This is a genomic window from Streptomyces daliensis (assembly GCF_054782395.1).
This window is the reverse complement of sequence record NZ_BAAGSO010000119.1, coordinates 159500-184645: the sequence shown is the minus strand read 5'-3', so window position 1 is coordinate 184645 and position 25146 is coordinate 159500. Positions and strand designations below refer to the sequence as shown.

At 72.3% G+C, this 25146-nt stretch carries 20 protein-coding genes; 9 read left to right on the top strand and 11 right to left on the bottom strand.

The window, feature by feature from the left end:
- Positions 1–70 precede the first annotated feature (70 nt).
- The gene (locus tag ACYVOO_RS34260) at positions 71–3274 is read right to left on the bottom strand and encodes an NACHT domain-containing protein (RefSeq protein ID WP_461019613.1); all 3204 of its coding nucleotides are present in this window, start codon (positions 3272–3274) and stop codon (positions 71–73) included.
- Between the two features lie 882 nt (positions 3275–4156).
- Here ACYVOO_RS34260 and ACYVOO_RS34255 point away from each other — a divergent pair.
- From ACYVOO_RS34255 to ACYVOO_RS34245, 3 genes are all read left to right on the top strand, one after another.
- The gene (locus tag ACYVOO_RS34255) at positions 4157–4699 is read left to right on the top strand and encodes a GntR family transcriptional regulator (protein WP_461019612.1); all 543 of its coding nucleotides are present in this window, start codon (positions 4157–4159) and stop codon (positions 4697–4699) included.
- Positions 4696–5475 carry a GntR family transcriptional regulator gene (locus ACYVOO_RS34250; protein ID WP_461019611.1) on the top strand — a complete coding sequence of 260 codons (780 nt, stop codon included), beginning with the start codon at positions 4696–4698 and terminating at the stop codon, positions 5473–5475. The genes ACYVOO_RS34255 and ACYVOO_RS34250 overlap by 4 nt, the downstream gene beginning before the upstream one ends.
- Before the next feature lie 461 nt (positions 5476–5936).
- Positions 5937–6179: a hypothetical protein gene (locus ACYVOO_RS34245; protein ID WP_461019610.1), complete on the top strand. Its 243-nt coding sequence runs from the start codon at positions 5937–5939 to the stop codon at positions 6177–6179.
- A gap of 246 nt (positions 6180–6425) precedes the next feature.
- Here the strand turns inward: ACYVOO_RS34245 and ACYVOO_RS34240 are convergent, their stop codons facing one another.
- Together ACYVOO_RS34240 and ACYVOO_RS34235 are read right to left on the bottom strand one after the other, a co-directional pair.
- The gene (locus ACYVOO_RS34240; RefSeq protein WP_461019609.1) at positions 6426–9068 is read right to left on the bottom strand and encodes an NACHT domain-containing protein; all 2643 of its coding nucleotides are present in this window, start codon (positions 9066–9068) and stop codon (positions 6426–6428) included.
- A 77-nt stretch (positions 9069–9145) separates the two neighbouring features.
- Positions 9146–9589, bottom strand: a complete 444-nt coding sequence (locus tag ACYVOO_RS34235; protein ID WP_461019608.1) for an SdpI family protein — start codon at positions 9587–9589, stop codon at positions 9146–9148.
- Between the two features lie 391 nt (positions 9590–9980).
- Between ACYVOO_RS34235 and ACYVOO_RS34230 the strand changes: the two genes are divergently transcribed.
- Positions 9981–10700, top strand: coding sequence for a M23 family metallopeptidase (locus ACYVOO_RS34230; RefSeq protein WP_461019607.1), 720 nt, complete (start codon positions 9981–9983; stop codon positions 10698–10700).
- 44 nt (positions 10701–10744) lie between these two features.
- Here ACYVOO_RS34230 and ACYVOO_RS34225 read toward each other — a convergent pair whose 3' ends face one another.
- Complete coding sequence (locus ACYVOO_RS34225; protein ID WP_461019606.1) at positions 10745–11305, bottom strand: TetR/AcrR family transcriptional regulator; 561 nt, start codon at positions 11303–11305, stop codon at positions 10745–10747.
- 111 nt (positions 11306–11416) lie between these two features.
- Between ACYVOO_RS34225 and ACYVOO_RS34220 the strand changes: the two genes are divergently transcribed.
- Positions 11417–13273: an MDR family MFS transporter gene (locus ACYVOO_RS34220; RefSeq protein WP_461019605.1), complete on the top strand. Its 1857-nt coding sequence runs from the start codon at positions 11417–11419 to the stop codon at positions 13271–13273.
- A 121-nt stretch (positions 13274–13394) separates the two neighbouring features.
- Positions 13395–13838, top strand: a complete 444-nt coding sequence (locus ACYVOO_RS34215) for a VOC family protein (protein ID WP_461019604.1) — start codon at positions 13395–13397, stop codon at positions 13836–13838.
- A gap of 54 nt (positions 13839–13892) precedes the next feature.
- Here ACYVOO_RS34215 and ACYVOO_RS34210 read toward each other — a convergent pair whose 3' ends face one another.
- The 5 genes from ACYVOO_RS34210 to ACYVOO_RS34190 all read right to left on the bottom strand — a co-directional run bounded on the left by ACYVOO_RS34210 (position 13893) and on the right by ACYVOO_RS34190 (position 18811).
- Positions 13893–15305 carry a sensor histidine kinase gene (locus ACYVOO_RS34210; protein ID WP_461019663.1) on the bottom strand — a complete coding sequence of 471 codons (1413 nt, stop codon included), beginning with the start codon at positions 15303–15305 and terminating at the stop codon, positions 13893–13895.
- Positions 15306–15418: 113 nt separating this feature from the next.
- Positions 15419–16177, bottom strand: a complete 759-nt coding sequence (locus ACYVOO_RS34205) for a response regulator (RefSeq protein WP_461019603.1) — start codon at positions 16175–16177, stop codon at positions 15419–15421.
- 108 nt (positions 16178–16285) lie between these two features.
- A complete protein-coding gene (locus tag ACYVOO_RS34200) occupies positions 16286–17059 on the bottom strand; it encodes a hypothetical protein (RefSeq protein ID WP_461019602.1) in 774 nt (257 codons plus the stop codon).
- On the bottom strand, positions 17035–17553 hold the full coding sequence (locus ACYVOO_RS34195; RefSeq protein ID WP_461019601.1) for a SigE family RNA polymerase sigma factor: 519 nt from the start codon (positions 17551–17553) through the stop codon (positions 17035–17037). The genes ACYVOO_RS34200 and ACYVOO_RS34195 overlap by 25 nt, the downstream gene beginning before the upstream one ends.
- 238 nt (positions 17554–17791) lie before the next feature.
- Positions 17792–18811 carry an HhH-GPD family protein gene (locus ACYVOO_RS34190; protein WP_461019600.1) on the bottom strand — a complete coding sequence of 340 codons (1020 nt, stop codon included), beginning with the start codon at positions 18809–18811 and terminating at the stop codon, positions 17792–17794.
- A gap of 265 nt (positions 18812–19076) precedes the next feature.
- On the opposite strand from ACYVOO_RS34190, the gene ACYVOO_RS34185 reads away from it, so the two are divergent.
- From ACYVOO_RS34185 to ACYVOO_RS34175, 3 genes are all read left to right on the top strand, one after another.
- Positions 19077–20483 carry a histidine kinase gene (locus ACYVOO_RS34185; protein WP_461019599.1) on the top strand — a complete coding sequence of 469 codons (1407 nt, stop codon included), beginning with the start codon at positions 19077–19079 and terminating at the stop codon, positions 20481–20483.
- A complete protein-coding gene (locus tag ACYVOO_RS34180; protein WP_461019598.1) occupies positions 20480–21223 on the top strand; it encodes a response regulator transcription factor in 744 nt (247 codons plus the stop codon). Before ACYVOO_RS34185 ends, ACYVOO_RS34180 begins: the two co-directional genes overlap by 4 nt.
- 196 nt (positions 21224–21419) lie before the next feature.
- Positions 21420–22355: a hypothetical protein gene (locus ACYVOO_RS34175; RefSeq protein WP_461019597.1), complete on the top strand. Its 936-nt coding sequence runs from the start codon at positions 21420–21422 to the stop codon at positions 22353–22355.
- A 97-nt stretch (positions 22356–22452) separates the two neighbouring features.
- Here the strand turns inward: ACYVOO_RS34175 and disA are convergent, their stop codons facing one another.
- Both disA and radA read right to left on the bottom strand, forming a co-directional pair.
- Positions 22453–23589 (bottom strand): DNA integrity scanning diadenylate cyclase DisA, encoded by a 1137-nt coding sequence (gene disA, locus ACYVOO_RS34170; RefSeq protein WP_453351296.1) that lies wholly within the window; start codon positions 23587–23589, stop codon positions 22453–22455.
- A gap of 59 nt (positions 23590–23648) precedes the next feature.
- The gene (gene radA / locus ACYVOO_RS34165; protein ID WP_461019596.1) at positions 23649–25133 is read right to left on the bottom strand and encodes a DNA repair protein RadA; all 1485 of its coding nucleotides are present in this window, start codon (positions 25131–25133) and stop codon (positions 23649–23651) included.
- Positions 25134–25146 lie beyond the last annotated feature (13 nt).

The following is a 25146-nucleotide window of genomic DNA, read 5'->3' as shown; positions in this document are numbered from 1 at the left end:
GCCTTCGCTTGGCCTTCGCTGGTGAACCGCCAAGCCTATGCGGAGCTTTGGGGAGAGGGGTACGGGGTGTTCACGCCGGAGTGGGGCGGGGGCGGGGGGTGACGGTCAGCTCGACGGAGTCGGGGAGCGCTTCGGCGTTGTGGACGGTGGTCACCCGATTCAAGGCCACGGTCTTCAGCCGGGGCAGCCTAGCCAGCGGCGCGAGGTCCACATCCTGAGCATGGTTGATGGTGAGGTGGTCAAGGTGTGGGAAGAGGCCGACCACCTGTTGCAGGTCGCCCTTGTGATAGAGGACGAAGTGCATCTTTTCCATCCGCTCCATACGGGCACCCGTGTCCACCAGCTCCGCGATGTGCGTGTCGTGCAGGGCGGCTGTGACCAGCCTGGGGTGATGGACGAACGCGGTCCAGTCGCGGAACCCGACGGTGGGGTGAGCGTTCCACAGACCCACGTCCCGCAGCGTGGGGTAGTTGCTCATCCAGTGCAGGTCACGTAGGTCGGGCGGCGCCTCCACGTATTCGAGAGGGGCCCCGTCCGGGAGTGCGGAGGGGCCGGGCCAGTCCAGACGCTGGCGGAGGTGGAGGTGCCGTAGCCGCGTCAGCGTCCGTAGCCCCCACAGTTGCTTCAGTGAGGAGAGACCCTGGAGGGTAAGGTTCGCCAACGGCAGCTCGCGCAGGGGCGTCAGGTCGGAGATCTCGCGACAGTTGGTGAGCTGGAGACTCTCCAGCCTCTGGTAGCCGGTCAGAAAGCCCAGGCTGCCGATCACGGAGTTGCCGTCGAGACTCAGCTCCCTCATCTCTCCGGCCGGAAGCAACTCGGCGATCTGTTGCTCGGTGAAGTCGCCCTGGAGCTCCACGCGGTCATGGCCACCGAGATCGCGCAGCGCGGCCAGCTCCTCCGGCGAGCGGACAGTGATCGATACGTGGGGCGGCCCCTCGATGAGGTGGGCGATGACCTCCCGCGCGTACGTGGCGGTGTCGAACCGGCTCCAATGAAGGGCCAACTGAGCGCGTACCTCGAGGTCCTCGCTGTTCCGGAAGCGGAGCAGAGTGGCCAGCCCGGCGTCCGTGCCGATCCGTGCTGCCGTGTAGACGACGATGCTGGCTTCCTCGTCGTCCATCTCCTCGGGGCCCGGCAACAGCTCCAACACGGCGGGCCCGATGACCGCCAGCTCCTCAGTATCGAAGATATCGCGTGGAGGGATCAGCACCGCCGCACGCCGCTCGACCTCGGCCCGCACCGCAGAGTCCAGCTTCGTCGCGTGCTCCAGGCACGCCATGGCCAGCAGATGCAGCCTGCTGCGGTGCTCCTCCTCCGCGTCGCCCCGCGCCACCAGCGCGCGCAGCAGCCGGGCGCGCTCGTCGGGGCGTGCGTGGGCGACGGCCATGCGGACGACGTCCTCCCACTGGTCCTTGTGCGCGTTGCTCGCCAGCAGATCGAAGTCGCGCTCCTCGACGGCGGCCTTCGCGCCCAGGTAGTCCTGGAAGGTGCGGTGGACGAAGTCGACGGCGCCGTTGGCGGGCTCGCGCAGCAGCCCTGAGCGGTCCAGCAGATAGCGGAAGATCTGCTCGGCCGTGCCCTGTTCCGCCACGTACGGCATGGAGGGCAGGGCGCGCTCCAGCAGTCCGATCGCGTCGGCGCGGTCCAGTTCCGAGCGGCCGTTGCGGATGAGCCAGTACGCGAGCCGTTGCAGCAGCTCGATCTGCGACTCCTCGTCCAGCTCCCGCGCGCCCTCCCCGTACATGTCGCGCTCGCGGTCGCGCCGCTCCAGCAGCATGTTGAGGGCCGCGTCGTAGAGGGCCTTGCGCCCGCGCGGAAGGAAGCCCCGGCGTTCGCGGTGCAGGGCGCAGATGAGGCCGCACATGAGGGGGTTGGTGGCGAGGCGTTCCAGGTCCGGCTTGGTCCGTACGGCAGTGAGCAGCGCGCTCTCCAGCTTCAGCTCCGGGTCCGCCTCGGCCGCCTCGTGCCAGCGGTTGATGAAGACGGCGATGTCGTCGCGGCTCATGCGGGAGAGGGACAGCTCGGTGAAGTCGTCGGTGCCGAGCCAGTCCTCGCGTACGGCGGAGGGGCGCGAGGTGACCATCCACAGGTTGCCGGGGAAGGCGGTGAGGAGGTCGCAGAGCCAGCGGCGGGTGCGTTCGCGCTCGTCCTCGGGCACCTCGTCGATGCCGTCGACCAGCACCAGCCCGCGGCCCGCCGACAGCACGCGGTCCGTCCAGCCCTGCGGCTGCGAGCCGGAGAGGGGGCAGCCGACCGCTTCGAGGAAACGGGCGGGGGTGGGGAGCGCGGCGCCGCGCCGGGTGAGGGTGCGCAGGGGCAGGACGAACGGGACGCGGCCGATGAGGTGCGCGAGCCGTCCGGTCAGCCGGTTCTGGCGGGCCGTGGTGACGGCGAGCCACTGGACGAGGGTCGTCTTGCCGGAGCCCGCGACGCCGCGCAGCAGCACGCGTTCGTGTCCGGCGAGGGCCTGTTCGGCGGGTTGCGGGGGCGGCGGCGTTGCGGCCCATTCGCCCTGGTCGCCGTGCGGGCCGCCGGGGGAGCCGCCGAGGGAGCGGTCCTTCGCCGTCGCCTCCAGGCTGAGGTAGGCGGTGTCCAGGGGCCATTCGCGGGCTTGGTTGAGGTCGATGCCGTAGATGGTGAGGTGGCTGTGGCGCTTGGCGATGTAGCCCGCGTAGCGCTCCTCGAACCCGGCGTCCTCGGCGGAGCGGGAGGGGACGCGTTTGATGAGGAGGTCGGTGCGGGTGATGAGGTCGGCGAGCTGCTGGCTCTGCTCGTAGAGGCTGCGGGCGATGAAAGTGGAGCGCTGGGTGAAGAAGTGCACGATGTGGAGGCAGGCGGCCTCCAGGACGTCGCGGTAGAGGCGGGTCGCGTCCTCGCCGAGATCGCGGGTGAGGCGCCGGCCGTCGGCCTGCTCGTACAACTCGTCGCCCAGCCAGCGGTGACCCATCTGCACCGCTGCCGCGTCGGTGACCCCGCACTCGCCGAGCGCCTGGAGCGTGCGGGCGAGCGCGTCGCCGACCGCGTCCAGCTCGCCCTCCGGTAACGCCTGGTGGGGGCCGCCGCGCTGGACGGCCCGGCGCACGAGCTTGCGGGCCAGCTTGCGCAGGTCGTCGTCGCTGAGCCTGGTCTTCTCGCCCTTGAACGAGACGAGCGCGGAAATCCGCACGGGCTTCTCCACCAGCCCCGCACCGGCTGCTCTGGGCACGAACAGCTTCTTGACCAGGGGCGCGACGGCACTGGACGCGAGCTTCGCGGCGATGGCTGCGGGTTCCATGGCTCCCCGGGGGACGCGGCAGAGGGGGTGGCGGGCTGGGGGCAGCAGCGTAGGCGGGGTCGCGGGGCGGCGTCGACGGTGTCCCGGCCTCGTCGGCCTCGTCGGCCTCGTCGGCCTTGGGGCGGGGGTCCGGGGCCGGGCCGGGGCGTGCACGTCACCGCGTTGCCGCGCGGCAGCACGGGCACTGGCAGGGTGGGAACGCCACCGTGACGGGCGGGGGAGCGCCCTTGCGGGGCGGGCGGACCGTCCTTGACGAGACCGGGACACGGGTTCCGTCGCTCCGCACGCGGTACACCTTGATCGTCATCATCAGATGGTTCCCACGGCCCGGCGAAGGACGTAGGGGCCCGCAACGGCCTCGTCCCCGGCCAAGTCCGGTGCCAGCGTGGTCCACCGGGCCCTCCGCTCCCGTTGCTCGTGGGCCACGAGATAGGGGCGGACGAGGGGCACGGCATCGCCGTCGAGGAACGCGGTGTGGGGCCCACGGGGCTGTTCCGGTACCTGTCGTCGGGGACCGTGCGCGGGGCGACGTGAGGGTACTGGCTGTTCCGTGCCGTGTGCAGCGGACGCCTGCTGGAGATTGTGGGGGCGATGGCGTCCAGTTCCTGGCCGGAGAAGCGACTCCATCGCGCCTCGCAGTAGGCGGAAGCGGGCGGTGGCCCGGTCCCTCAGCCGTGTATGTCCTGCGCTCCCGATGGAGGGGGCTGGTTGTCGACGTGACAAGGGCACGGGGCACCACCTTGCTCGTGGGTGTACGCTCGCATCGAAATTACTGCTATTCGCGAAAAGCGGCAAGGTTTGCCGTGGGGCTCACAGCCTGTGTGTCGCTTACCGTGTAAAGCGGCAAGGTTGGGCAGGCGGCCGCTCGTACGGGAGGACACCGTGAGTGCCAGTGGATGGGTGAGCACCTCGACGCCGTACCTCCGCCCTCGGGGCGAGGGGTCCGGTGACGCGTGGGGCGCGGAGACCGCTGCGGCGGGGCGGCGCGGTCGTCAGCGCGTCGCGAGTGCCGGGGAGATGCCCGCTCCGGAGGACATCGCCGAGTTCCTGGGGGTCCCCGTGGGGCAAGAGGTCGTCGTGAGGCGGCGCGTGATGTACCTCGACGATCAGCCGACCGAGCTGACCGATACGTACTACCCCCTCCACATCGCGCGGGGCACCCGGCTCGCGGGCACGGCGAAGATCCCGGGCGGGGCTGTGACGTTGCTGGCCGAGCTGGGGTACGTGGGCGTGCGAGTCGTGGAGGACGTGATCGCCCGTATGCCGGAGACGGCCGAGGCGGACATGCTGGAGGTCGGCGCCGACGAACCCGTGCTCCAGTTGACCCGGCTCACCCTTGACGCCGACGACCGGCCCTTCCAGGTGGACAGGATGGTCATGCCGTCTCAGCGGCAGCGACTGCGCTACGAGTTGAGGATCGAATGACCGTGTCCGGCACAGAGGCATACGAGGGCGACCGGCGGTCGCTGCACCAGCGGATCGCCGCTGATCTGCGCGACGAGATCATGAGCGGAGATCTGGCGCCCGGAGCGAAACTTCCCTCGACGGCGCAGCTCAAGGAGAGGTTCGGCGCGTCGAACGCCACCGTTCAGAAGGCATTGCAGCTCCTCAAGGACGAGCGGTTGGTGCTGGGCCGCGCCGGTGCGGCCGTCACCGTGAGGGAGCACCGGCAACGCACCATGCGACCTGCTTCATACATGGCCCCTGCGGCCTCGGGCGAGCCGTACCGCTGGCTCTCCGAGGCCGAGAAGCTCGGCGGACGGGCGCGCAGCAAGCTGCTGGACGTGGGCGAGGCACGGCCTCCGGCCGATGTGGCGGCGGCACTGGGGCTCCCGGAGTCCGGGGCCGCTCTCTTGCGTGCCCAACTCTTGATGATCGACGACGAGCCGGTGGAACTGGTCAAGTCGTTCTATCCGCTGGAGATCGCGCGGGGGACGGAGGTGATGTCCCGTCGCAGGATCAAGGGCGGTACGCCGACGCTCCTCGCCGACCTGGGGTATCCGCCACGGCTGAGCGTCGACAGGGTCTCCGCCCGAGTGCCCACCCAGGAGGAGTTCCGCGTGTTGCGGCTCCCCAGCGACCTCCCGGTGCTCCGCACCTTGCGCGTCGTGTTCACCGACGATGACGTTCCGATCGAAGCCACGGTCATGGCGAAGGCGGGGCACCTCTACGAGTTGCGGTACGAGTTCACGGCGCGTTAGTCGCACAGGCGCGGATCGTGATCCGGAACCAAGCGGACACGGCGCACGGAACGCGTCGATTCATGCCGGTGTCCGTTATCGCTCGTATCGCTGGTGAAGAACCCAGATGGGCGTCAACTCGCGCTTCGTAGGTGCGAAGCATCATCCCTTGTCAGGGGCTCGTAACAAGGGGGCTCCGCCCTTTGGGGACGCCACTGTCCGTGTGATCGACTGACGACATGATCGAGGTCTGCACGAGCAGACGTCGGTCGCACGCGGTCGAAGACATTCGGCCGCCCGTGGGGCCGGTCGGCGCTTCGCCGGAGCCCCGGCGTTCCGGTTCTGCCGCGGCACCGACCGCGCGCGGAGCGACGAAGCGACGGAACGGCCACAGGCAGGTCGTCCTACCGCGTCCCACGGAAGGCGGTGGCAGCGCGCCTTCCGGTGCGCGCACCGCATACGTACGGCAAGGGAGAGCAAGAATGCGCAAGTTCAAGCGGGCCGCAGTCCTCGGCGCCACCATCCTGGCCTTCTCCGGGGCCGCTGCCGGAGTTTCCCAGGCGGCCGACCACACGTCGGAGACGCCGGGCAACTACAAGACGGACTGCAACAAGGAGCAGCTCGCGAAGGAGCTGGAGATGGGCAACGGCGGTCCTGTCGTCGTCGACCGCTGCACGCAGGCCCCCAGCGCCGACACCATGATTGTCCACTGGCACGACGCGTGATGCCGGTGAGGTGATGTGCGGCATCCGGTGTTGAGGCCACCGCCTCCACCGGCTCCACGGCTTCCGCTGCCGAGCGCGCGCGGCAGCGGACCGGAACACGGACCCACACATGACGTTCCGGCGCCGGAACCGTCACCTGACGGCCCCTCCGCCCCCTGGCCAGGGCGGAGGGGCCGTTTCCGTGCGGCGCGGCGAACCAGCGGTCCGACGACCTGACGAGCCGTCGCCGCCCGCCCCGCCCCCCGGTCAGGAGACGTCCGCCTCCTCGTCCGCACCCTCCTCCGCCACGTCCGCCTCGTTCACGATCTCGACCCCCTCCGGGATCGTCGCCGCCGCCGCGTCGCGAGGTGGGGACGGGAGGACCAGGGTGTGGAGGTGGGGGAAGGCGGTGAGCCAGGGTTCGCCCGTGCCCACGTAGCCGTCGCGGAGCCAGAGGTGGGTGAGGCGGTCGGGGGCGAGGTGGGTGGTGAGGTCGGCGGGGCGGTAGGGGCCGACGATCTGGACGCGGGGACGGCCGCCCAGTGCGCGCAGGGCGCGGAGGTGGTCGGTGTTGTGGGCGCAGAAGTAGAGGTCCGTCTCATCCAGGTGGGCCAGGATCTCCGTCGCGTACTCCTCCGTCTCGAACCGGTGCCACGCCCAGGCCAGTTGACGGCGCACGGCCAGTGACGGTTCGTCGCGGTAGCGGACGAGGAGGGGGAGCGCTGCTTCACCGGCGATGCGGGTGGCCGCCATGACGACGTACTGCGGCTCAGCCCCTGGCGGCAGCTCGTCGGGCCCGGGCAGCAGCCCCAGCACCGCCGCGCCGCCCTCGGTCAGCAGGTCGGCCATGAACGCGTCCTCGGGCGGGAGCAGCCCGGAGGTGAGGCCGATGACCTTCTCGCGGACCTCGGGCGCCAGTTCCGTCGCCTGCTCCAGACACACCGCGGCCAGCAGGATGTTGCCCACGGGGATGGCCTCGGACGCGTCGTGGTCGCCGTTGCGGTAGTGCGCGCGGCCCGCGTTCGTCAGCCCTTCGCGGGGCACCGGCGCCACCAGCCCCTCCAGGATGCGCGCCCGCTCGTGCGGCCTCGCGTGGGCCACCGCCATGCGGACGACGTCCTCCCACTGGTCCCGGTGCGCGTTGTCGATGACGAGGGGGAAGTCGCCCTCCTCGACGGCCGCCTTCGCGCCCAGGTAGTCCTGAAACGTGCGGTGGACGAAGTCCACCCGTCCGGCTGCCGGTTCGCGCAGCAGCCCCGAGCGTTCCAGCAGCCACCGGAAGACGCGCTCCGCCGGTTCGCTGACGTGCGCCATGGACACGAGGGCGCGCTCGATCTGCGCGACCGCGTCGCTCTGCTCCATCTCCGCGCGGTCGTTGCGGATCATCCAGTGGGCCAGCTTCTGGAGGAGCTGGATCTGGGTCTCCTTGGAGGGCCGGAAACTCCGGTCGGCGGAGATGTCCACGATCACGTCGCGTTCCACGTCGCGCCGCTCCAGGAGCATGCTGAGCGCCGCGTCGTAGAGGTCCTTCCTGCCGTGCGGCAGGAACCCGTTGCGCTCCCGGTGCAGCGCGCACAGCAGCCCGCACATCAGCGGGTTCACGGCGAGCCGCCCCAGGTCCGCGTTGGTGCGGATCGACGCGAGCAGGGTCTCGCCCAGCGACGGGTCCGCCTCGGCCGCGCCGTGCCAGCGGCGCACGAAGGCGCCCACGTCGGCGCGGGACATGGGCGAGAGCGTCAGCTCCGCGAAGCCCTCGCGGGTGAGCCAGTCGTCCCGTACGGCTGACGGGCGCGAGGTGATCAGCCAGAGGTTGCCCGGGAAGTCGCCCATCAGCTCCCGGGCCCAGCGGCGCACGGACTCGCGCTCGTTCTCGGGGATCTCGTCGATGCCGTCGACCAGCAGCAGCGCCCGCCCGGCCCGCAGCACCCGGTCCGCCCACCCGTCGGGCTGCGCCCCGGCGACGGCGCTGCGCACCGCGTGCAGGAACCGGTCAGGGGTGGGCGGCAGCCCCTCCCGTACGACGCGGCGCAACGGCAGCACGAAGGGCACGCGGCCGATGAGGTGGGGCAGATGCGCGTCGTAGACCTGCCGTGCCGTCGTCACCGCGAGCCACTGGACGAGGGTGGTCTTGCCAGAGCCGGCGGCGCCGCGCAGCAGCACGCGGTCGTGCCCGGACAGCGCGCGCTCGGCGGCGAGCGGCACGCCAGCGCCGTGGCCGTGCGTCGCCTCCAGCGAGATGTAGGCGGAGTCGAGACGCCACTCGCGGGCGTGGTTGAGGTCGAGCCCGTAAATGGTCAGCTCGCCGTGTTTACGGGCGATGTGCTCCACGTACTGCTGCTCGAAGCGGGCGTCCTCGGCGCGCTGGGAGGGGACGCGCGCGATCAGCAGGTCCGTCGCGGCGACGAGGTGGTCGATCTGCTGGGTCTGCTCGGTGAGGGCGCGCGGGATGAAGGTGGAGCGGCGGCTGAAGAAGTCCAGGATGTGCAGGCAGGCGGTGTGCAGCAGCGGCCCGAGCTGCGCCTCCGTGCTCTCCGAGAGGCCGCGCGGGCGGGCGAGGCGCTGGGCCAGGCCCTCGGGACCGAGGCGTACGGCCTGGACGTCGTCCATGTCGAGATCGCCGAGGCTGTGCAGCGCGACGGCCAGCGCCTCCGTGAGTTCGCGGCGCTCTTCGGGGGAGGGCGCGTCGTGGGGGCCCGCGGCTTCGGCGGCGCGGCGCACGAGTTCGCCCGCGAGCTTGTGGAGGTCCGCTTCGGTGAGGGTGCGCTTCTCGCCCTTGAAGGAGACCAGCCCCGATATCCGTACCGGCCTGTCGACCAGTCCCGCACCGGGCCCGTCCTTCGCGAACAGCTTCTTGACCAGGGGCGCTACGGCACTGGAGGCGAGGCGCGTGGCGAGGGTTGCGGGCTCCATGGGCGTGATCGTAGGACACCCAACTGGCGGAGGAGCGGGGTCCGTTCACGGTGATTCACGGGTGGGCCATGGGCGGGTCATGGGTGGTGGCTGCGGTCGAGCGCACGGTGGCCCCGCCAGATGGCCAGCAGCGCGAGCGCGACGGAGACGGTCGTCGTGGCGAGCGCGAGGGTGAGGAAGGCACCGCCGTTGCCCACGACGGCCGCGCCGACGCCGCCGAGCACGAGGGCCGCGCCCGACGCGTAGAACCAGGGCGCCGCGAAGCGGTGCACAGTGCGCCACGCCTCGTCGCTGGCCAGCGAGCGCCGGGTGCGTATGCCGACCACCGGATTGCGCCGCAGCCGCTCCCCGGCCCCGAGCCAGCCGCTGACGCCGACCAGCACGCCGCTCGCGCCGAGCACGAGGGCGAGGACGACGCGGGAGAAGCCGTCGGGGCTCTCGGCCACCGCGGCGCCTACGTGCGCGCTGCCGGCGTACGTGCCGCCGAAGTACGCGCCACCGACGTACGAGATGAGTGCCATGTCCCCCGTCCCCCCTGCGCGTTGGCCGTGCGGCGCGCCGTGCATACGAGACCTTTCCCCAGCGTACGGCGCGCGGCCCCGAAGGAGTGACCGGTGCCACAGGGAAGCGGTTTTTGGTGGTGAGCGGGGCCACAGAGGCGGGGGCGCGACCGGTGACGTCACCCACAGCCCGCACCGCTCTACGACGCGGAATAGGAGCGCGGGAACCGGTGCCACCGAGAGGGACGCCCCGAAAAGTCCGAAAAGTAAGTCAAGTGGGCCGATGTCGCTACGGGGGCTTTTAGTAATGGACACCCTTGATGCGCCAGAAGTGTCGGGTTACCAAGGATTTCGCTCCTCGGGCCGGAAACCGGGGAGAACGTCCCCCACACCTTCCGGAGGTAACACCCGCATGTCGAAGACCACCACGAACCGCATCACCAAGACCATCGGCCGCAACCGCGTGAAGGCCGGGGTCCTCGCGGCCGGATTCGGCGCGTCGATGGCCCTGGGGGCCGGCGTGGCGATCGCAGCCGACTCGGGTGCGGACGATGCCGACGTCTTCGCGGCGAGCGCGGCGAGCGACCTCGCCCACGCGACCCGCCAGCAGGCCGACCACCAGGGCAAGGAGGCCGCGGCCAAGAAGAAGGCCGATGAGCGCGCCGCCGAGGCCAAGGCGAAGGCGTCCCGCGACGCCGAGCGCAAGGCCAAGTCCTGGCAGTCGCCGGTCTCCGAGGGGGCCAAGCTGAGCGCCGACTTCGGCAACAGCGGCGACCGCTGGGCCCACAAGCACTCCGGCCAGGACTTCGCGGTGCCGACCGGCACCTCGGTGGAGTCCGTCCACGGCGGCACCGTCGTCAAGGCGGGCGGCAATGGCGCGGGCGACGGTCCCGCGTACGGCAACGCCATCGTGATCAAGCACGGCAACGGCACGTACTCGCAGTACGCGCACCTGTCCAAGGTGAACGTCAAGCCGGGTCAGACGGTGAAGACGGGCCAGGAGATCGCCAAGTCCGGTGACACCGGCAACTCCTCGGGCCCGCACCTCCACTTCGAGATCCGGCACTCCGCGAACTACGGTTCCGCCGTCGAGCCCGTCAAGATCCTGAAGGAGCACGGCGTCCACCTGTGAGGGTGACGCCCGGCATCCCGTAGACCTTCGCGCCGCCCCCGGGGTCAGCCCTGGTGGCGGTGCGCTGTCGTGACCAGCTCCTGGGCGACTTCGAGGACGGCCTTCCGCTTCTCCTCGACGTCGCCCTCCAGGCTCTGCATCGTGAACATGCCCGCGTGCATGGTGAACAGGGCGGAGGAGTAGCGCACCTGGTCGGTCATGGGCGCGTCGTCCTCCTTGATGAGGCTCAGCAGCTTCAGCAGGCGCTCCTTGAACGTCGCGCCGATGCTCAGCTCGCGCACCGTCGCCTGGTTCTCCTGCATGAAGCGGAAGAGGGGCGTCGCGGCGTCGAGCGCGTCGCTGTAGCGCCGCAGGATCTCCAGCTTGGTGTCCAGGGTGCGCGGCTGCTCCTGGGCCCAGTCGATCAGCTCGTCGATGGGCCTGGTCAGCTCCTGGAAGAGGCTGACGACGATGTCTTCCTTGGTCTTGAAGTGGTAGTAGAGGGCCGCTTTGGTGACGTCGAGACGCTCGGCGATCTCGCGCAGCGAGGTCTTCTCGTACCCGTGTTCCGCGAAGAGCTCCAGGGCGACTTCCTGAATCTTTTGCCGGGTGTTGCCCCTGCTCATGGCCTTACTCTCCCAAGTCTTCAGAAACTTACTTGACGACCGGCTAGCGCTCGCTCTACGTTGCCCATCGTACTCACTAGCCGGGCGGCAAGTAAGGGAGCGGGGAGAGGAATGACTTCGGGGAGCACCGAGGCGAGCGGGATATCCGGGGCGGCGCCCCGGCGGGGGCCCGCCACGGACACGGGGGAAGAGCCGAACGGGGGACCGGTCTCGGACGGGGGAGCGAAGGTGGACGGGGACGGCGGCAAACAGCCGCGCAGCGTGGGCCTCGCGGTCTTCGCGCTGATGATCGCGATCATGCTCGCGATGCTGGACAACATGATCATCGGCACCGCGATGCCCACGATCGTCGGAGAGCTGGGCGGCCTGGAGCACCTCTCCTGGGTCGTCACCGCCTACGCCCTCACGACCGCCGCCTCGACCCCGCTCTGGGGCAAGATCGGCGACATGTACGGGCGCAAGGGCGTCTTCCTGACCTCGATCATCGTGTTCCTGGCCGGGTCCGTGACCTCCGGAGCCGCGCAGTCGATGAGCCAGCTCATCGGCTTCCGCGCCCTCCAGGGCCTGGGCGCCGGCGGACTGATGGTCGGCGCCATGGCGATCATGGGTGACCTGGTGCCGCCGCGGCAGCGCGGCAAGTACATGGGCATGATGGCCGGGGTGATGTCGTTCGCCATGATCGGCGGACCGCTGGTCGGGGGCACCCTCACCGACCACCTGGGCTGGCGCTGGGCCTTCTACATCAACCTGCCGCTGGGCGCGCTCGCCCTCGTCATGGTCACCACGCTGCTGCACCTGCCCAAGAAGCGCGCACAGGGCCGCATCGACTACGGCGGCGCCCTGCTGCTCGCCACCGGCATCACGGCGGCCGTGCTGCTGACGAGCTGGGGCGGTACGGAGTACGACTGGGACTCCGGCATGATCCTGGGCCTGGGCGCCCTGGCCGTCGTCGCGCTCGCCGTCTTCCTGTTCGTGGAGCGGCGCGTGGCGGAGCCGGTGCTGCCGCTGGGGGTCTTCCGTAGCGGCAACTTCTCCCTCGTCACGGTCATCGGCTTCCTGCTGGGCTTCGTGATGTTCGGCTCGATGACGTTCCTGCCGCTGTTCCAGCAGACTGTGCAGGGCGCCTCGGCGACCAACTCCGGGCTGCTGCTCCTGCCCGTGCTGCTGCCGATGATGGTCGTCTCGGTCGTCACGGGCCGGGCCACCACCAAGACGGGCAAGTACCGCGCGTACCCGCTCATCGGCGGCGCGCTGATCCCCGTCGGCCTCTTCCTGCTCGCGCAGATGGACGTCGGCACCAGCAGGCTCACCTCCGGCCTCTACATGGCGGTGCTGGGCACCGGCATGGGCTTCCTGATGCAGCTCACGATGCTGATCGCGCAGAACAGCGTCGAGTCGAAGGACATGGGCGTCGCCTCGTCCACGTCCACGCTCTTCCGCACGATCGGCGGCTCCTTCGGCGTCGCCCTGATGGGCACCTTCTTCGCCGACCGCGTGAGCGACTCCATGGCGGAGCAGGCCGCGGCGGGGGCCGCCGGGGGCGCTCCCGGAGCGGGCGGCTCCGGCGGGGGCGCGGCGCAGCTCACCGAGGGCGGCGCGCAGCTCGACGCGGCCTCGCTGGCCAAGCTGCCGGAGGCGGTACGGGTGGCGTACGAGCACGCGGTGGCCGACGGTACGCACACCGTGTTCCTCATCGCCGCCTCGGCCGCGCTGATCGGCTTCGTCGCGGCCTGGTTCATCAAGGAGGTGCCGCTCAGGGGCGCGGAGCCGGGTGCGGACACGGAGCCGGGTGCGGACACGGAGCCGGGTGCGGAGCCGGACCCGGACCCGGGCGCCGGGCCGGGCGCGGACTCCGGTGCGGGCTCGGGCTCGGAGGGGGGCGGTCCGGATGACGCTCCGGGTGACCGCCCGGGGTCCGGGCCCGACGAGCGGCCGGTGTCAGAGGGGCGTGCCAGTATCGGGGCATGACCACTCCGGGCGCGGCGGGGTCCGGCGAGCCCGGGGAGCGGGCGGGGGCAGCGGCTCGTGCCGCCCCGCCCGGCTCCGCCCCGCCCCGCCGTGCGCCCGTCCCACCGTCACGGAGCTGACCATGATCAAGGGCCTCGCCATCACCACCATCTGGTCGACGGACCAGGACCGCACCGTCGCCTTCTACACGGAGAAGCTCGGCTTCGAGATCCGTACGGACGTGCCCATGGGCGACGCACGCTGGGTCACCGTGGGCATCCCAGGCCAGCCCGACGTCGAGATGGCGGTCATGCGGACCGACGGCCACGGCCTCGACGCGGAGTCGGCCGAGGCGCTGACGAAGCTGGTCACCAAGGGCGCCATCGGCGGGGGCGTGCTGCGTACCGACGACTGCCGTGCCGAGTACGAACGGCTCAAGGCCAGGGGCGTCGAGTTCCTCCAGGAGCCGCAGGAGCGCCCGTACGGCACGGAAGCGCTCCTCCGCGACGACAACGGCACCTGGTTCGCCCTGACCGAGCCCCGTGCGGGCGGCCTGGACATGGACAAGCCCTGGGCCGGGGAGTGAGCGGGGGCGGGGACGGCGCCTGAGCGGGGGCCGGGGAGGCGGCGCCTCGGCGGGCTACGCCGGTCCGTTCCGTCGGCCCGACTCCGCCGACGCCTCCGCGCCCGCCCGCAACTCCGCCTCCGTGATCGCGGGGACCCCGCGCGGCGGGGTGCCCTGGGGCTCGCTCGGCGCGGCACGCGGCAGCCACAGCACCGCCACAGCGCCGCCGCCCTCGCCCTCGCCCTGAGCGTCGGGAGGAACGTCGCGGGGACCGGCGGTGCCGGACTCCTCCGGGCCGCCGTTGCGGAGGGTCAGCTCCGCGCCCAGCACCCTCGCCTGGCCCGCCGCGATGGTCAGACCGAGGCCGTGCCCCCGGCCCGCGCGGTCGCGGTTGCCCGTACGGAAGCGGCTCGGGCCCTCGGCCAGCAGCTCGGCGGGGAAGCCGGGCCCGTTGTCGCGCACGCGGATCATCCGGCCGTCCACGGTGACCTCGACGGGCGGACGCCCGTGGCGCGCCGCGTTGCCGAGGAGGTTGGTCAGGATGCGCTCCAGCCGCCGCGGATCGGTGACGACGACCGCGTCGTCGACCGTACGGACCCGCGCCTCCGGCGCCGCGGACCGCACTCGGCGTGCCACGAACGACGACAGCGCGATCTCCTGGAGGTCGGCGCGCTCGGCGAAGCCGTCGAGCCGGGCGACCTCCAGGATGTCCTCCACGAGCTGGCGCAGCGCCTGCGCCCTGTCCCGTACCAGCTCGGTGGGGCGGCCGGGCGGCAGCAGCTCGGCCGCCGTCAGCAGCCCGGTGACCGGCGTGCGCAGCTCGTGCGCGATGTCCGCCGTGACCCGGCGCTCGGCCTCCAGGCGGCCCTGGAGCGCGTCGGCCATGCCGTCGATGGCGCGGGCCAGCTCGTCCGTCTCGTCGCGCACCCGCTTCCCGATGGCGTCGCTGACCCGTACGTCCGTGGCCCCTCCCGCCACCGCGCCCGCCGCGTCGGCGGCCTTGCGCAGCCGACGCGAGAGGCGCCCGGCGAACAGCACGCCGAGCGCGCAGCCGCCCAGTACCACGGAGAAGGAGCCGATGAGCAGGGTCCGGTCGAGGTCGGAGAGCACGGCGTAGCGGTCCACGAAGCGGGTGCGCAGCGAGAGCACCTTGCCGTCGCCCTTGCCGTCGCCGTCGTCGTCCAGAGGGCTGGCGGCCCAGACGAAGGGGGCGCCGCCGTCGGGCGCGGGCTGGAGGTAGGTGGCCCGCTTGCCCGCGCGGGCGGCCTCCTGGAGGGGTTCCGGCAGCCGCGGATCGTCGATCTTCGCGCCGAAGGGGACGCGCGCTGTCGTGTCGTAGATGCGCTGCGCGAACTGGAGCCGCTCGTCCTGGACGTCGCGGCTGTTGTCCAGCATCGAGGAGCGCGTCGCGTTGTGGACGACGAGGCTCAGCACGAGCGCGATCAGGGCTCCGACGAGCGCGATGGACGCCGTCAGCTTCCAGCGCAGGCCGGGGCCGGTGGCGCGGCGGCCTGTGGTGCGGCGGCCTGTGGTGCGACGGCCGGTCGTGCGGCGGCCTGTGGTGCGGTCCGTGGGGCGCTTCACCACGACATCCCCCGCCCCTAGCCCTTCAGCTTGTAGCCGAAGCCGCGGACCGTCTCGATGCGGTCCTGGCCGATCTTGCCGCGCAGCCGCTGGACGTGGACGTCCACGACACGCGTGTCGCCGCCCCAGCCGTAGTCCCACACCCGCTCCAGGAGCCGGTCGCGGGAGAGCACGGTCCCGGGGGCCGCGGAGAACTCCAGGAGCAGCCGCATCTCGGTGGGTGTGAGCGCCACGTGCGCACCGCCCTTGCGGACCTCCATGCCCTCGGTGTCGATCTCCAGGTCGCCGAAGCGCAGTGCTTCCTCGGCGCCCGCGCCGACGACCGGTGCAGGGGACGAGGAGGAGGACGGGCCCGTGCCGGTGCCGCCCGGGCCCGCGCCCGTGCCCGTACCCGTGCTCGCGCCCGAGTGCACGAAGCGGCGGAGCACCGCGCGGATGCGGGCGATCAGCACCGCGCTGTCGAAGGGCTTGGTGACGTAGTCGTCGGCGCCCGCCTCCAGGCCGAGGACCACGTCGATCGAGTCGGCGCGGGCCGAGAGCATGATCACGGGCACGGTCGACTCGCTCCGGATGCGCTGGCACAGGCTCACGCCGTCCAGCTCGGGGACCATCACGTCGAGCAGCGCGATGTCGGGCCGGTCGGCGCGGAAGGCGGCCAGCCCGGCCAGCCCGTCGGCCACGGCCGTGACGGTGAAGCCGTCGCGCTCCAGGGTGAGCTGGGTCGCCTCGCGGATGACATCGTCGTCCTCGACGAAGAGCACATGAGTGTCCGCCATCGGTCGGTCCGGCCTCTCGGCCTCTCACCCCTTCTGTGGTGCGGTCCTTCTGCGGTGTGTTGTGGACGTGGGCTGCGGGTGCGGGTGCGGGTGCGGGGCCGGGGGGGGTCAGCCTCCGGCGGCGGAGCCCGCGCCCGCACCGGCGCCCGGTGCCGGGGACGGGCTCGCGCCGGTGTCGCCCGTGTCGTCGTACGCGCGTGCCTTCACCTTGAAGGACCCGTCGCGCCACACGTACGTCGTCGTGTACCTCCCCGTAGGACAGCACGTCGGCTCGTCGCCCACGTAGACGTCCTTGACGACCTTGAGGACGCGCCCGGAGACCTCCGCGTAGACCGGGGGCTCCTCCTTGGTGAAGACGTGGTCGTAGGAGCCGTCGGAGGCGTGGCGGTACACGTAGCTGCCCTGGCCGAAGCCGGTGTCGCACGAGGTCACGTTGACCACCATGTCCTGGGTGCCGGCGCCCGTGAGGTGCCCGTAGGCGACGTCGACGGGCCACACGTGCCCCGTACACGGCTTCCGGAGGTTCCGCTTCACGTCCGAGCTGACCTTCGGATCGGCACGCAACAGCGCCAGGACGTCCACCTTGCCGTCCTCTCCTTCCGCTTTCTGCGCCTTCTCGGAGTTCTCGGCCTTCTCCGCCTCGCTCTCCCCGCTCTCTCCGCTCTCCCCACTGTCCCCGGAACGGCCCGACGGCGCGCTGGGAGGGGGCGTCGAGACGAGCGAGGCCGAGGCGCGCGGGCCCTCCGAGACGGCGGGCGAGCCCTCGACGCGCACCCCGTTCTCCGCCACTCCGCACCCGGCGATCCCCGTGACCCCGGCCGCGGCGCCCACGACGAGCAGCAGGGCCGCGGCGCCCGTCAGGCCGCCCGTGTGGCGGGGCACCTCTCGGCCCTCCGTTCCAGCTCCTCGCGCAGCCGCGCCAGCGCGCGGTGCAGCGTGCTCTTGACGGTCCCGGCCGACATGCCCAGCGCCTCGGCCGTCTCCTCGGTGCTCATCTGCTCCCAGTGCCGCAGCACGACCACGCTCCGCTGCTTGGGCGCCAGCACCATCAGCACCTCCATGAGCAGGGCACGGTCGGCATGCTGCTCCGTGCTGTCGTCGACCGTACGGACGTCGGGGAGCTGGCCCGTCGGCACCTCCTGGAGACGGCGGGCGCGCCACCACTCCGTACGGGTGTTGATCATCACCCGCCGGAGGTAGGCGTCGGCGAGCGACTTGTCCGCGATGCCGTCCCAGTGTCCGTACGTCCGGGCCAGCGCGGTCTGGAGCAGGTCCTGTGCCTCGACGGGGTCCGCGATCAGACGGCGGGCACTGCGCAACAGAGCCTCCTGCCGTGTCCGCACGTACTCCTCAAAGTCCAGTACCTCCGCTGCCATGCCCGCCTCCAGACTCTTGTGACGTGGGACTGCTCGTCTTACGCACAAGAACCTAGGGAGGCGGTGTTGCGGACCCGCGTACCGCGAGCGCACGGACAGCCCTCGGCTGTCCATCGGTTGTGTAACGGCTGTCAGGCCGCTGAGCGGGGCCGACGGGGTTGGCGGGCCCCGGACCGCTCCGTTCGGCCGGTGTCCGGGCCGGTTCAGCTCAGCTCAGTTCAGCTCAGTTCAGTTCAGTTCAGCTCAACGGCAGCCGGTAGACGCCGCCCGCCAGCGGCTCGACGAGGCCGTCCGAGACCAGCCCGTCCAGGGCGCGTGCGCGCTGTACGGGGTCGTTCCACACGCGGTCGAGCGTCGCCTGCGGAACCGGATTCACCGCTTCGCGCAGCACGGCGAGCAGCTTGCCGCGCACCTGGCGGTCGGTGCCCGCGTAGGTCTGCGTACGCCGCGCGGGGCCCTCGTGCGCCGGGGCGCCCGCGAGCTGCCAGGCGCACTGCTGCGCGATCGGGCAGCGTCCGCACTCGGGCGAGCGGGCCGTGCACACCAGCGCGCCCAGCTCCATGGTCGCGGCGGCCCAGCGTGCCGCCGTCGCCTCGTCGGCGGGCAGCAGCGCGCGGGCGAGCTTGCGCTCGGCCGCCGTCGTCGCGTTCGGCGGGTACTGCCGCCCGCTCACGGCCCGCGCGAAGACCCGTCGGACGTTGGTGTCGAGGACGGGGTGCCGCTGCCCGTAGGCGAAGGAGGCCACGGCCGCCGCCGTGTACTCGCCGACGCCGGGCAGCGCCAGCAACTGCGCGTGCCCGCGCGGTACGTCGCCGCCGTGCCGCTCAGCTATGGCGGCGGCGGCCCCGTGCAGGCGCAGCGCGCGGCGCGGGTAGCCCAGCCTGCCCCAGGCGCGTACCGCCTCGCCGGGCGGCTCGGCGGCCAGGTCGGCGGGGCGGGGCCAGCGCTCCAGCCACTGCTCGTAGACCGGCAGCACCCGGTTCACGGGGGTCTGCTGGAGCATGAACTCGCTGACCATGACTCCCCAGGCCCCGGCCTCGGGGCGGCGCCACGGGAGGTCGCGGGCGTGCGTGCCGAACCAGTCGACGACGGGGGAGTGCAGGTCGCGGGCGATCTTCTCGATGGAGTCGGCGCGGTCCGTCTGTTCCGTCTGCTTCGTCTGCTCGGCGGACTCGGCGTGCGCGGCGTCGGCGTCGGTGGCGGCAGCGGTGGCGGTGGCGGCGGTCGCGGCGTGGGGGGTCTCGGTGGTCGCAGTCATGGCACGCACGATCCTGGCACGGACGCGCCCGCCGGAGAAACGTCCACGCGCGCGCAACCGGGCGGCCTGTGGGCCGGGCACGGGCCTCGCGCCTGACCTCCGGCCCAGGCCGGACAGGGGCCTGACCTTCGTCAGGGGCGATTGTCAGTGGCGGTCGGTACTTTCGTACGGGTGAGCGGTGGTGGGGGGAAATCGCCGTGCGGGGGATCGCTATACGGGGGACAGAGGGAGCGCGGGGGATATGTGGGGCGCGTGGCGCGGGGGCGTGGCGTGGGACGTCGGGCTGTGGGGGCTGCTCGCGGCGTGCGTCGTGTACGGCGATCGTCTCGCCGCTGACGTGTCTGACGCGCCCGCGCCCTGGTGGCTGACGGCCGCGGGAACCGCCGCGCTGGCCCTCGCCGTCGGCCTCGCGCGCCGGTGGCCCCTCGCGGGGTGGCTGGTGACGGCCGCGCTGGGCCTGGCCGCCTCGCCCGGACTGTTCACCGTCTCCTACGGTCCCGCGCTGGCCGCACTGAGCTGTGTGCTGGGCAGCCGCGCGGAGGAGGCGCGTCCCGCGCTGCTCGCCTTCGCCGGTACGGCGGGCGCTGGGGTGGCGGGTGTGCTCCTCCGTACGGAGGACGACGCGGCGCCGCCCGACGACCCGCTGCTGGGCTGCCTGGTGATGCTGGCCGCTCTCGTCTTCGGCGCGGTCTTCCCCTGGGTGGTGGGGCGGTACCGGCGTCAGCACCGGGCGCTGGTCGCCGCGGGCTGGGAGCGGGCCGAGCGCCTGGAGCGCGAGCAGCGCGCCGCGGCGGAGCGGGCGCGGCTGCGCGAACGCGCCCGTATAGCCCAGGACATGCACGACGCGCTCGGCCACGAACTGAGCCTGATCGCGCTGCGGGCCGGGGCGCTCCAGGTGGCACCTGGCCTCTCCGCCGAGCACAGCGCGTCGGCTGCGCGCCTGCGCGGGGCGGCGGCGGAGGCCACGGACCGGCTCCACGAGATCATCGGCGTCCTCCGCGATCCGACTGAGGAGTACGGGGAGGCGGACAGGGAGGAGTACGGGGACGGGGCGGGGCCGCGTGCCGACGGCGGCTTCCGCGTCGAGGCCCGCATACCGGCCGACGCAGCAGGTGCCGACGCCGCAGGGCATGGGCGGCGGCCCGCGAGAGCCGACGCGCCCCCCACCGTGCCCGTGCTCGTGCCGGTCCGCGCGGCCCACGCACCACGGCCGGAGGAGCGGCGGTGGGGGCACGGACAGAGCGCGGCGGCCCACCAGTACGCGCGGCAGCGGCGGGCGGTGCGGCGCGCCGTCGCCCTCTCCGTCAGCGGCGCTGGCGCGGTGGCCGCCGTGGTCGTGGCGGCCGTCCTCGCCTGGTACGCGTACACGGCGACGCACTCCGTCCTGGAGCCCGCCGCCTACGAACGGCTGCGCCTCGGCGCGACGGAGACCGACGTCCGCGCCGTGCTGCCCGCCCGGGAGGTCACCGACGCACCCACCGAACGCGGCCCGGCCAGGCCGCAGGGCGCACGGTGTGCGTACTACCGCGTGTCCGGCGCTCTCTTCGTCGGCGTCGACGACTACCGCCTCTGCTTCCGCGACGGCCGCCTCGTCGACAAGGCCCTCATACGTGACGCCCTGAACCGTGCCCTTGACGCCCCAGCCACCTCTCCAGGAAGCGTGCCGAAATGACCCCACCACCACAGGACGCGCCGGACCCGGCGGACCCGCCGGGCCAGTCCCAGGCACCGCGTCGGATCAGGGTGCTGCTCGCGGACGACGAGGCCCTGGTGCGAGCCGGGGTGCGGGCGATTCTCGCCGCCGACGCACAGGTGGAGGTCGTCGCGGAGGCGGCCGACGGGCGGGAGGCCGTCGAGCTGGTGGCCGCCCACCGCCCGGACGTGGCGCTGCTCGACATCCGGATGCCGCGCCTGGACGGCCTCACCGCCTGCGAGGAGATCGTCCGGACACAGGCCCGGACCCCGGAGGGGAGAGGCACCGCCGTCGCCATGCTCACGACGTTCGCCGAGGACGCCTACATCGCCCGTGCCCTCGGCGGCGGCGCCGGTGGCTTCCTGCTCAAGTCCGGGGACCCGCACGAACTGCTCACGGGCGTACGGGCTGTCGCGGACGGCGGCGCCTACCTCTCCCCGAAAGTCGCGCGGCACGTCATCACCGAGCTGGGCGGCGGGCCCGGGGGCCGCCTCGCCCGCGCGGCGGCGGCCCGCGCCCGTACGGAGCCGCTCACCGCGCGCGAGCGCGAGGTGCTCGCGCTCGTGGGCTCCGGCCTCTCCAACGCGGAGATAGCCCGTCGCCTCCACCTCGTCGAGGGCACGGTCAAGGGCCATGTGAGCGCCATCCTCGACCGCTTGGGGGCCGTCAACCGCGTCCAGGCGGCGATCGTCGCCTATGAGGCGGGCCTGTCAGGCTGACGGGCAGGGCCGGGGGCGAAGCCCGCCCGTACCGTCACATCGGGTCACCGACGGTCATCAAGGGGCCATCCGAGGGGCGTTTCCGACCACGGGCTGGGCCATCCGGGTCACATCTCGCCCGCTCATCACAAAAGTTGCCGCCTCCTGCGGCGGGTACGGCGCTTTCGGGAGGGCGATGTCTCGTAAGGTTTTCGCCGTGGGATCTCTGCGCAATCCGATCGGGCCGCTTCCCTCCTCCATCTACTGGCGACGGAGGGCCGTCGCCCTTGCCGTCCTCGCGCTGCTGGTCCTGCTCGTCGTCTGGGCGTTGAGCCTGGGCGACGGAGACAGCGGCAAGGACGACCAGGGCAAGGGCAGCGGCGGCAACGGACCGGCCAGTTCCATCACTCCCGGACCCACCGACTCGGGCCCGGCCATCAGCGAGCGCCCAGGCGGGCGCGACGAGGTGGGCGAGGGCGGAGAGGACGGCGGCGGCTCCGAGGGCTCCGGCGGCGGCTCGGACGGAGGTGGCGACGGCACCGCAGGTTCCGGCGGCAACGGCAGTTCGGGCTGGGTCGCGGGCGACGGCTCCGGAAGCGGCGACGGCGGCTCCACCGGCGCGGACGGGGCCGGTGGCACCGGCGGCAGCGCCGGTTCCGGCGGCGACATCGCCGACGGCTCCGGTGGCTCGGGCGGTTCGGGCGGCTCGGGTGGCGGCTCCGTTCGCGCGGGCGTGCTCCCGGCCGACACGAAGGTGCCGGACTGCGGGCCCTCCAACGTCGAGGTGACGCTGCGCACCGTCAAGAAGACCTACGCGTCGGACGAGAAGCCGCAGTTCCAGTTGGTCGCCAAGAACGAGAGCGGCGACACCTGCAAGATCGACCTCGGTCGCACGGCCTCCGTCGTCACCATCACCGGGCCCGACGACAAGAAGTTCTGGGCCTCGGACGACTGCCCGGGCACCGCCGCACCGTTCCTCGCCGAGGTCCCCGGCGACGGCGAGTCGATGCGCACCCTCACCTGGCTCCGCAAGGCCAGCACCGAGGGCTGCGGCACGCCGAGCCCGGAGTCGGCGAAGCCCGGCACGTACAAGGTGAAGGTCGAGGTGAACGGCCTCAAGACGGTCCGCACCGAGTTCAAGCTGAAGGGCTGACGGACCGACGGCCGACGGGCCGCTGAACGGGTGAGGGGCTGAGGAACCGGAAGTATCCGGTTCCTCAGCCCCTCACCCGTTCAGCAGTAACCAGCCGTCAGACGTAGCGTTCGAGGATCGAGGACTCCGCCAGCCGCGACAGCCCCTCGCGCACCGAGCGGGCGCGGGCCTCGCCGACGCCGTCCACCGTCTGGAGGTCGTCGACGCTCGCGGCGAGCAGCTTCTGGAGCCCTCCGAAGTGCTCCACCAGCCGCTCGATGACCGCACCCGGCAGCCTCGGCACCTTCGCCAGCAGCCGGAACCCGCGCGGCGAGACCGCCGAATCGAGGGTCTCCGGCGAACCGCTGTACCCCAGCGCACGGGCCACCGTGGGGAGTTCGAGCAGCTCGGAGTGGGTGAGCCGGTCCAGCTCCGTCAGCGCCTCGGGCACCGTGCGGGAGCGGCGCCCCGTGGGCTGCGGCACATAGTCGCGGGCGACCAGCTCGCGCTCCGGCTCCACGCCCGCGATGAGTTCGTCGAGCTGGAGGGAGAGCAGCCGGCCGTCCGTGCCCAGCTCCACCACGTACTCCGCGATCTCCGTCGCGATGCGGCGCACCATCTCCAGGCGCTGCGCGACGGCCGAGACGTCCCGGACCGTCACCAGGTCCTCGATCTCCAGCGCGGAGAGGGTCCCGGCGACCTCGTCGAGACGCAGCTTGTAGCGCTCAAGGGTGGCGAGGGCCTGGTTCGCGCGGGAGAGGATCGCCGCCGAGTCCTCCAGGACTCTGCGCTGACCGTCCACGTAGAGCGCGATGAGGCGCATGGACTGGCTGACGGAGACCACGGGATAGCCCGTCTGGATGGACACCCGCTGCGCGGTGCGGTGCCGGGTGCCCGTCTCCTCCGTCGGGATCGACGCGTCCGGCACGAGCTGCACGCCAGCGCGCACGATCTTGGTGATGTCCCGGTCCAGGATCAGGGCGCCGTCCAGCTTGCACAGCTCGCGCAGGCGCGTGGCGGTGAAGTCCACGTCCAGGATGAAACCGCCGGTGCACAGCGGTTCGACGTTCTTGTCCATGCCGAGGAGGATGAGCCCGCCGGTGTTGCCGCGCAGGACGCGCTCAAGGCCGTCGCGCAGGGCCGTACCAGGCGCGACCGCGCTCAGTGTGGCGCGCATCAGGCCATCGGCACCGGAACTCGCACCGGAACTCCCACCGGCCCTGCCGGGAGCTGCTGCCCGGTCGTTGGCTGCCACTGCACTCCTTCGGTCGTGCGTACGTACGGGCGAGACCAGGGCAAAGTCTACCGGCGGCCCTACGCCCCCTGCGCGGCGCTTCGCTCGGGTCGCGCCCCTTCCGCCCCGGCGCCGTCCTCCGGGGCACTCCTCGGGGCGCCCTTGGAGGCACCCTTCGGCGCACCGCGCGGGGCGCGTCCGGGGAGCACCCGCAGCGCTTCTCCCATGTCGGCCACTTCCTTCACCCGCATCCCCGGGGGCACCTTTCCCGGGTCCGACGGGACGAGCGCGTGCGTGAAACCGAGGCGCGCCGCCTCCGCCAGTCTGCGCTGCACACCGGTGACCCTGCGCACCTCGCCCGCGAGACCCACCTCGCCGATCGCCACGAGGTTCTGCGGCAGCGGAGTGTCGCTGGCGGCGCTCGCGAGGGCCAGCGCGACGGCCAGATCGGCGGCCGGTTCGGTCAGGCGCACGCCGCCGACCGTGGCGGTGTAGATGTCGCGCTTGCCGAGCGCGCTGATCCGGCCGCGCTGCTCCAGCACCGCGAGCATCATCGAGACCCGCGAGTTCTCCAGCCCGGAGGTCGTGCGCCGGGGGGAGGGGATCTGCGTGTCGACCGTCAGCGCCTGCACCTCCGCGACGAGCGGACGGCGGCCCTCCAGCGTGACCGTCAGACAGGTGCCGGGCACCGGCTCGTCGCGCCGGGTGAGGAAGAGGCCCGACGGATCGGCGAGCCCGGTGATGCCCTCGTCGTGCAGCTCGAAGCAGCCGACCTCGTCCGTCGTCCCGTAGCGGTTCTTGACGCCGCGCACCAGCCGCAGCCGCGCGTGCCTGTCGCCCTCGAACTGGAGGACGACATCGACGAGATGCTCCAGCAGCCGGGGACCCGCGATGGAGCCGTCCTTGGTGACGTGGCCGACGAGCAGCGTGGACATGCCGCGCTCCTTCGACGCGCGGATGAGCGCGCCCGCCACCTCGCGCACCTGGGCGACGCCGCCGGGCGCGCCGTCGATCTCGGGCGAGGCCACCGTCTGCACCGAGTCCAGGACCAGCAGGGAGGGTTTGACCTCGTCCAGATGGCCCAGCACGGCGGACAGATCGGTCTCGGCGGCGAGGTACAGGTGGTCGCTTATGGCCCCGATGCGGTCGGCGCGCAGCCGCACCTGGCTCGCCGACTCCTCGCCCGTCACATACAGGGTGCGCAGCGACTCGCTGCTCGCCTTCGCCGCGACGTCCAGGAGCAGCGTGGACTTGCCGACGCCGGGCTCGCCCGCGAGGAGGATCACGGCGCCCGGCACGAGGCCGCCGCCGAGCACGCGGTCCAGCTCGGGCACGCCCGTGTCCCTGGCCGTGGCCTGTCTGCCGTCCACCTGGCCGATGGGCAGCGCGGCGGCGGAGACGCGGCCCGGCGCGGTCGTCCGCACGGCCGGGGCGCCGCCCGCCTCCTCGACCGTCCCCCAGGCGTGGCACTCGGGGCAGCGGCCGAGCCACTTCGCGGTCTGCCAGCCGCACTCGGTGCAGCGGTACGTGGGGCGGTCCTTGGCGGACGGCTTACGGGTGGCCATGCGCGTCACCGTA

Bases quoted from the DNA above. Each gene is read 5' to 3' on its own strand.
- ACYVOO_RS34230 (WP_461019607.1), top strand. From the start codon at position 9,981: ATGTCGAAGACCACCACGAACCGCATCACCAAGACCATCGGCCGCAAC.
- ACYVOO_RS34220 (WP_461019605.1), top strand. From the start codon at position 11,417: ATGACTTCGGGGAGCACCGAGGCGAGCGGGATATCCGGGGCGGCGCCC.
- ACYVOO_RS34250 (WP_461019611.1), top strand. From the start codon at position 4,696: ATGACCGTGTCCGGCACAGAGGCATACGAGGGCGACCGGCGGTCGCTG.
- ACYVOO_RS34240 (WP_461019609.1), bottom strand. From the start codon at position 9,068: ATGGAGCCCGCAACCCTCGCCACGCGCCTCGCCTCCAGTGCCGTAGCG.
- ACYVOO_RS34180 (WP_461019598.1), top strand. From the start codon at position 20,480: ATGACCCCACCACCACAGGACGCGCCGGACCCGGCGGACCCGCCGGGC.
- ACYVOO_RS34235 (WP_461019608.1), bottom strand. From the start codon at position 9,589: ATGGCACTCATCTCGTACGTCGGTGGCGCGTACTTCGGCGGCACGTAC.
- ACYVOO_RS34260 (WP_461019613.1), bottom strand. From the start codon at position 3,274: ATGGAACCCGCAGCCATCGCCGCGAAGCTCGCGTCCAGTGCCGTCGCG.
- ACYVOO_RS34195 (WP_461019601.1), bottom strand. From the start codon at position 17,553: ATGGCAGCGGAGGTACTGGACTTTGAGGAGTACGTGCGGACACGGCAG.
- ACYVOO_RS34190 (WP_461019600.1), bottom strand. From the start codon at position 18,811: ATGACTGCGACCACCGAGACCCCCCACGCCGCGACCGCCGCCACCGCC.
- ACYVOO_RS34215 (WP_461019604.1), top strand. From the start codon at position 13,395: ATGATCAAGGGCCTCGCCATCACCACCATCTGGTCGACGGACCAGGAC.
- radA (WP_461019596.1), bottom strand. From the start codon at position 25,133: ATGGCCACCCGTAAGCCGTCCGCCAAGGACCGCCCCACGTACCGCTGC.
- ACYVOO_RS34205 (WP_461019603.1), bottom strand. From the start codon at position 16,177: ATGGCGGACACTCATGTGCTCTTCGTCGAGGACGACGATGTCATCCGC.
- ACYVOO_RS34245 (WP_461019610.1), top strand. From the start codon at position 5,937: ATGCGCAAGTTCAAGCGGGCCGCAGTCCTCGGCGCCACCATCCTGGCC.
- ACYVOO_RS34225 (WP_461019606.1), bottom strand. From the start codon at position 11,305: ATGAGCAGGGGCAACACCCGGCAAAAGATTCAGGAAGTCGCCCTGGAG.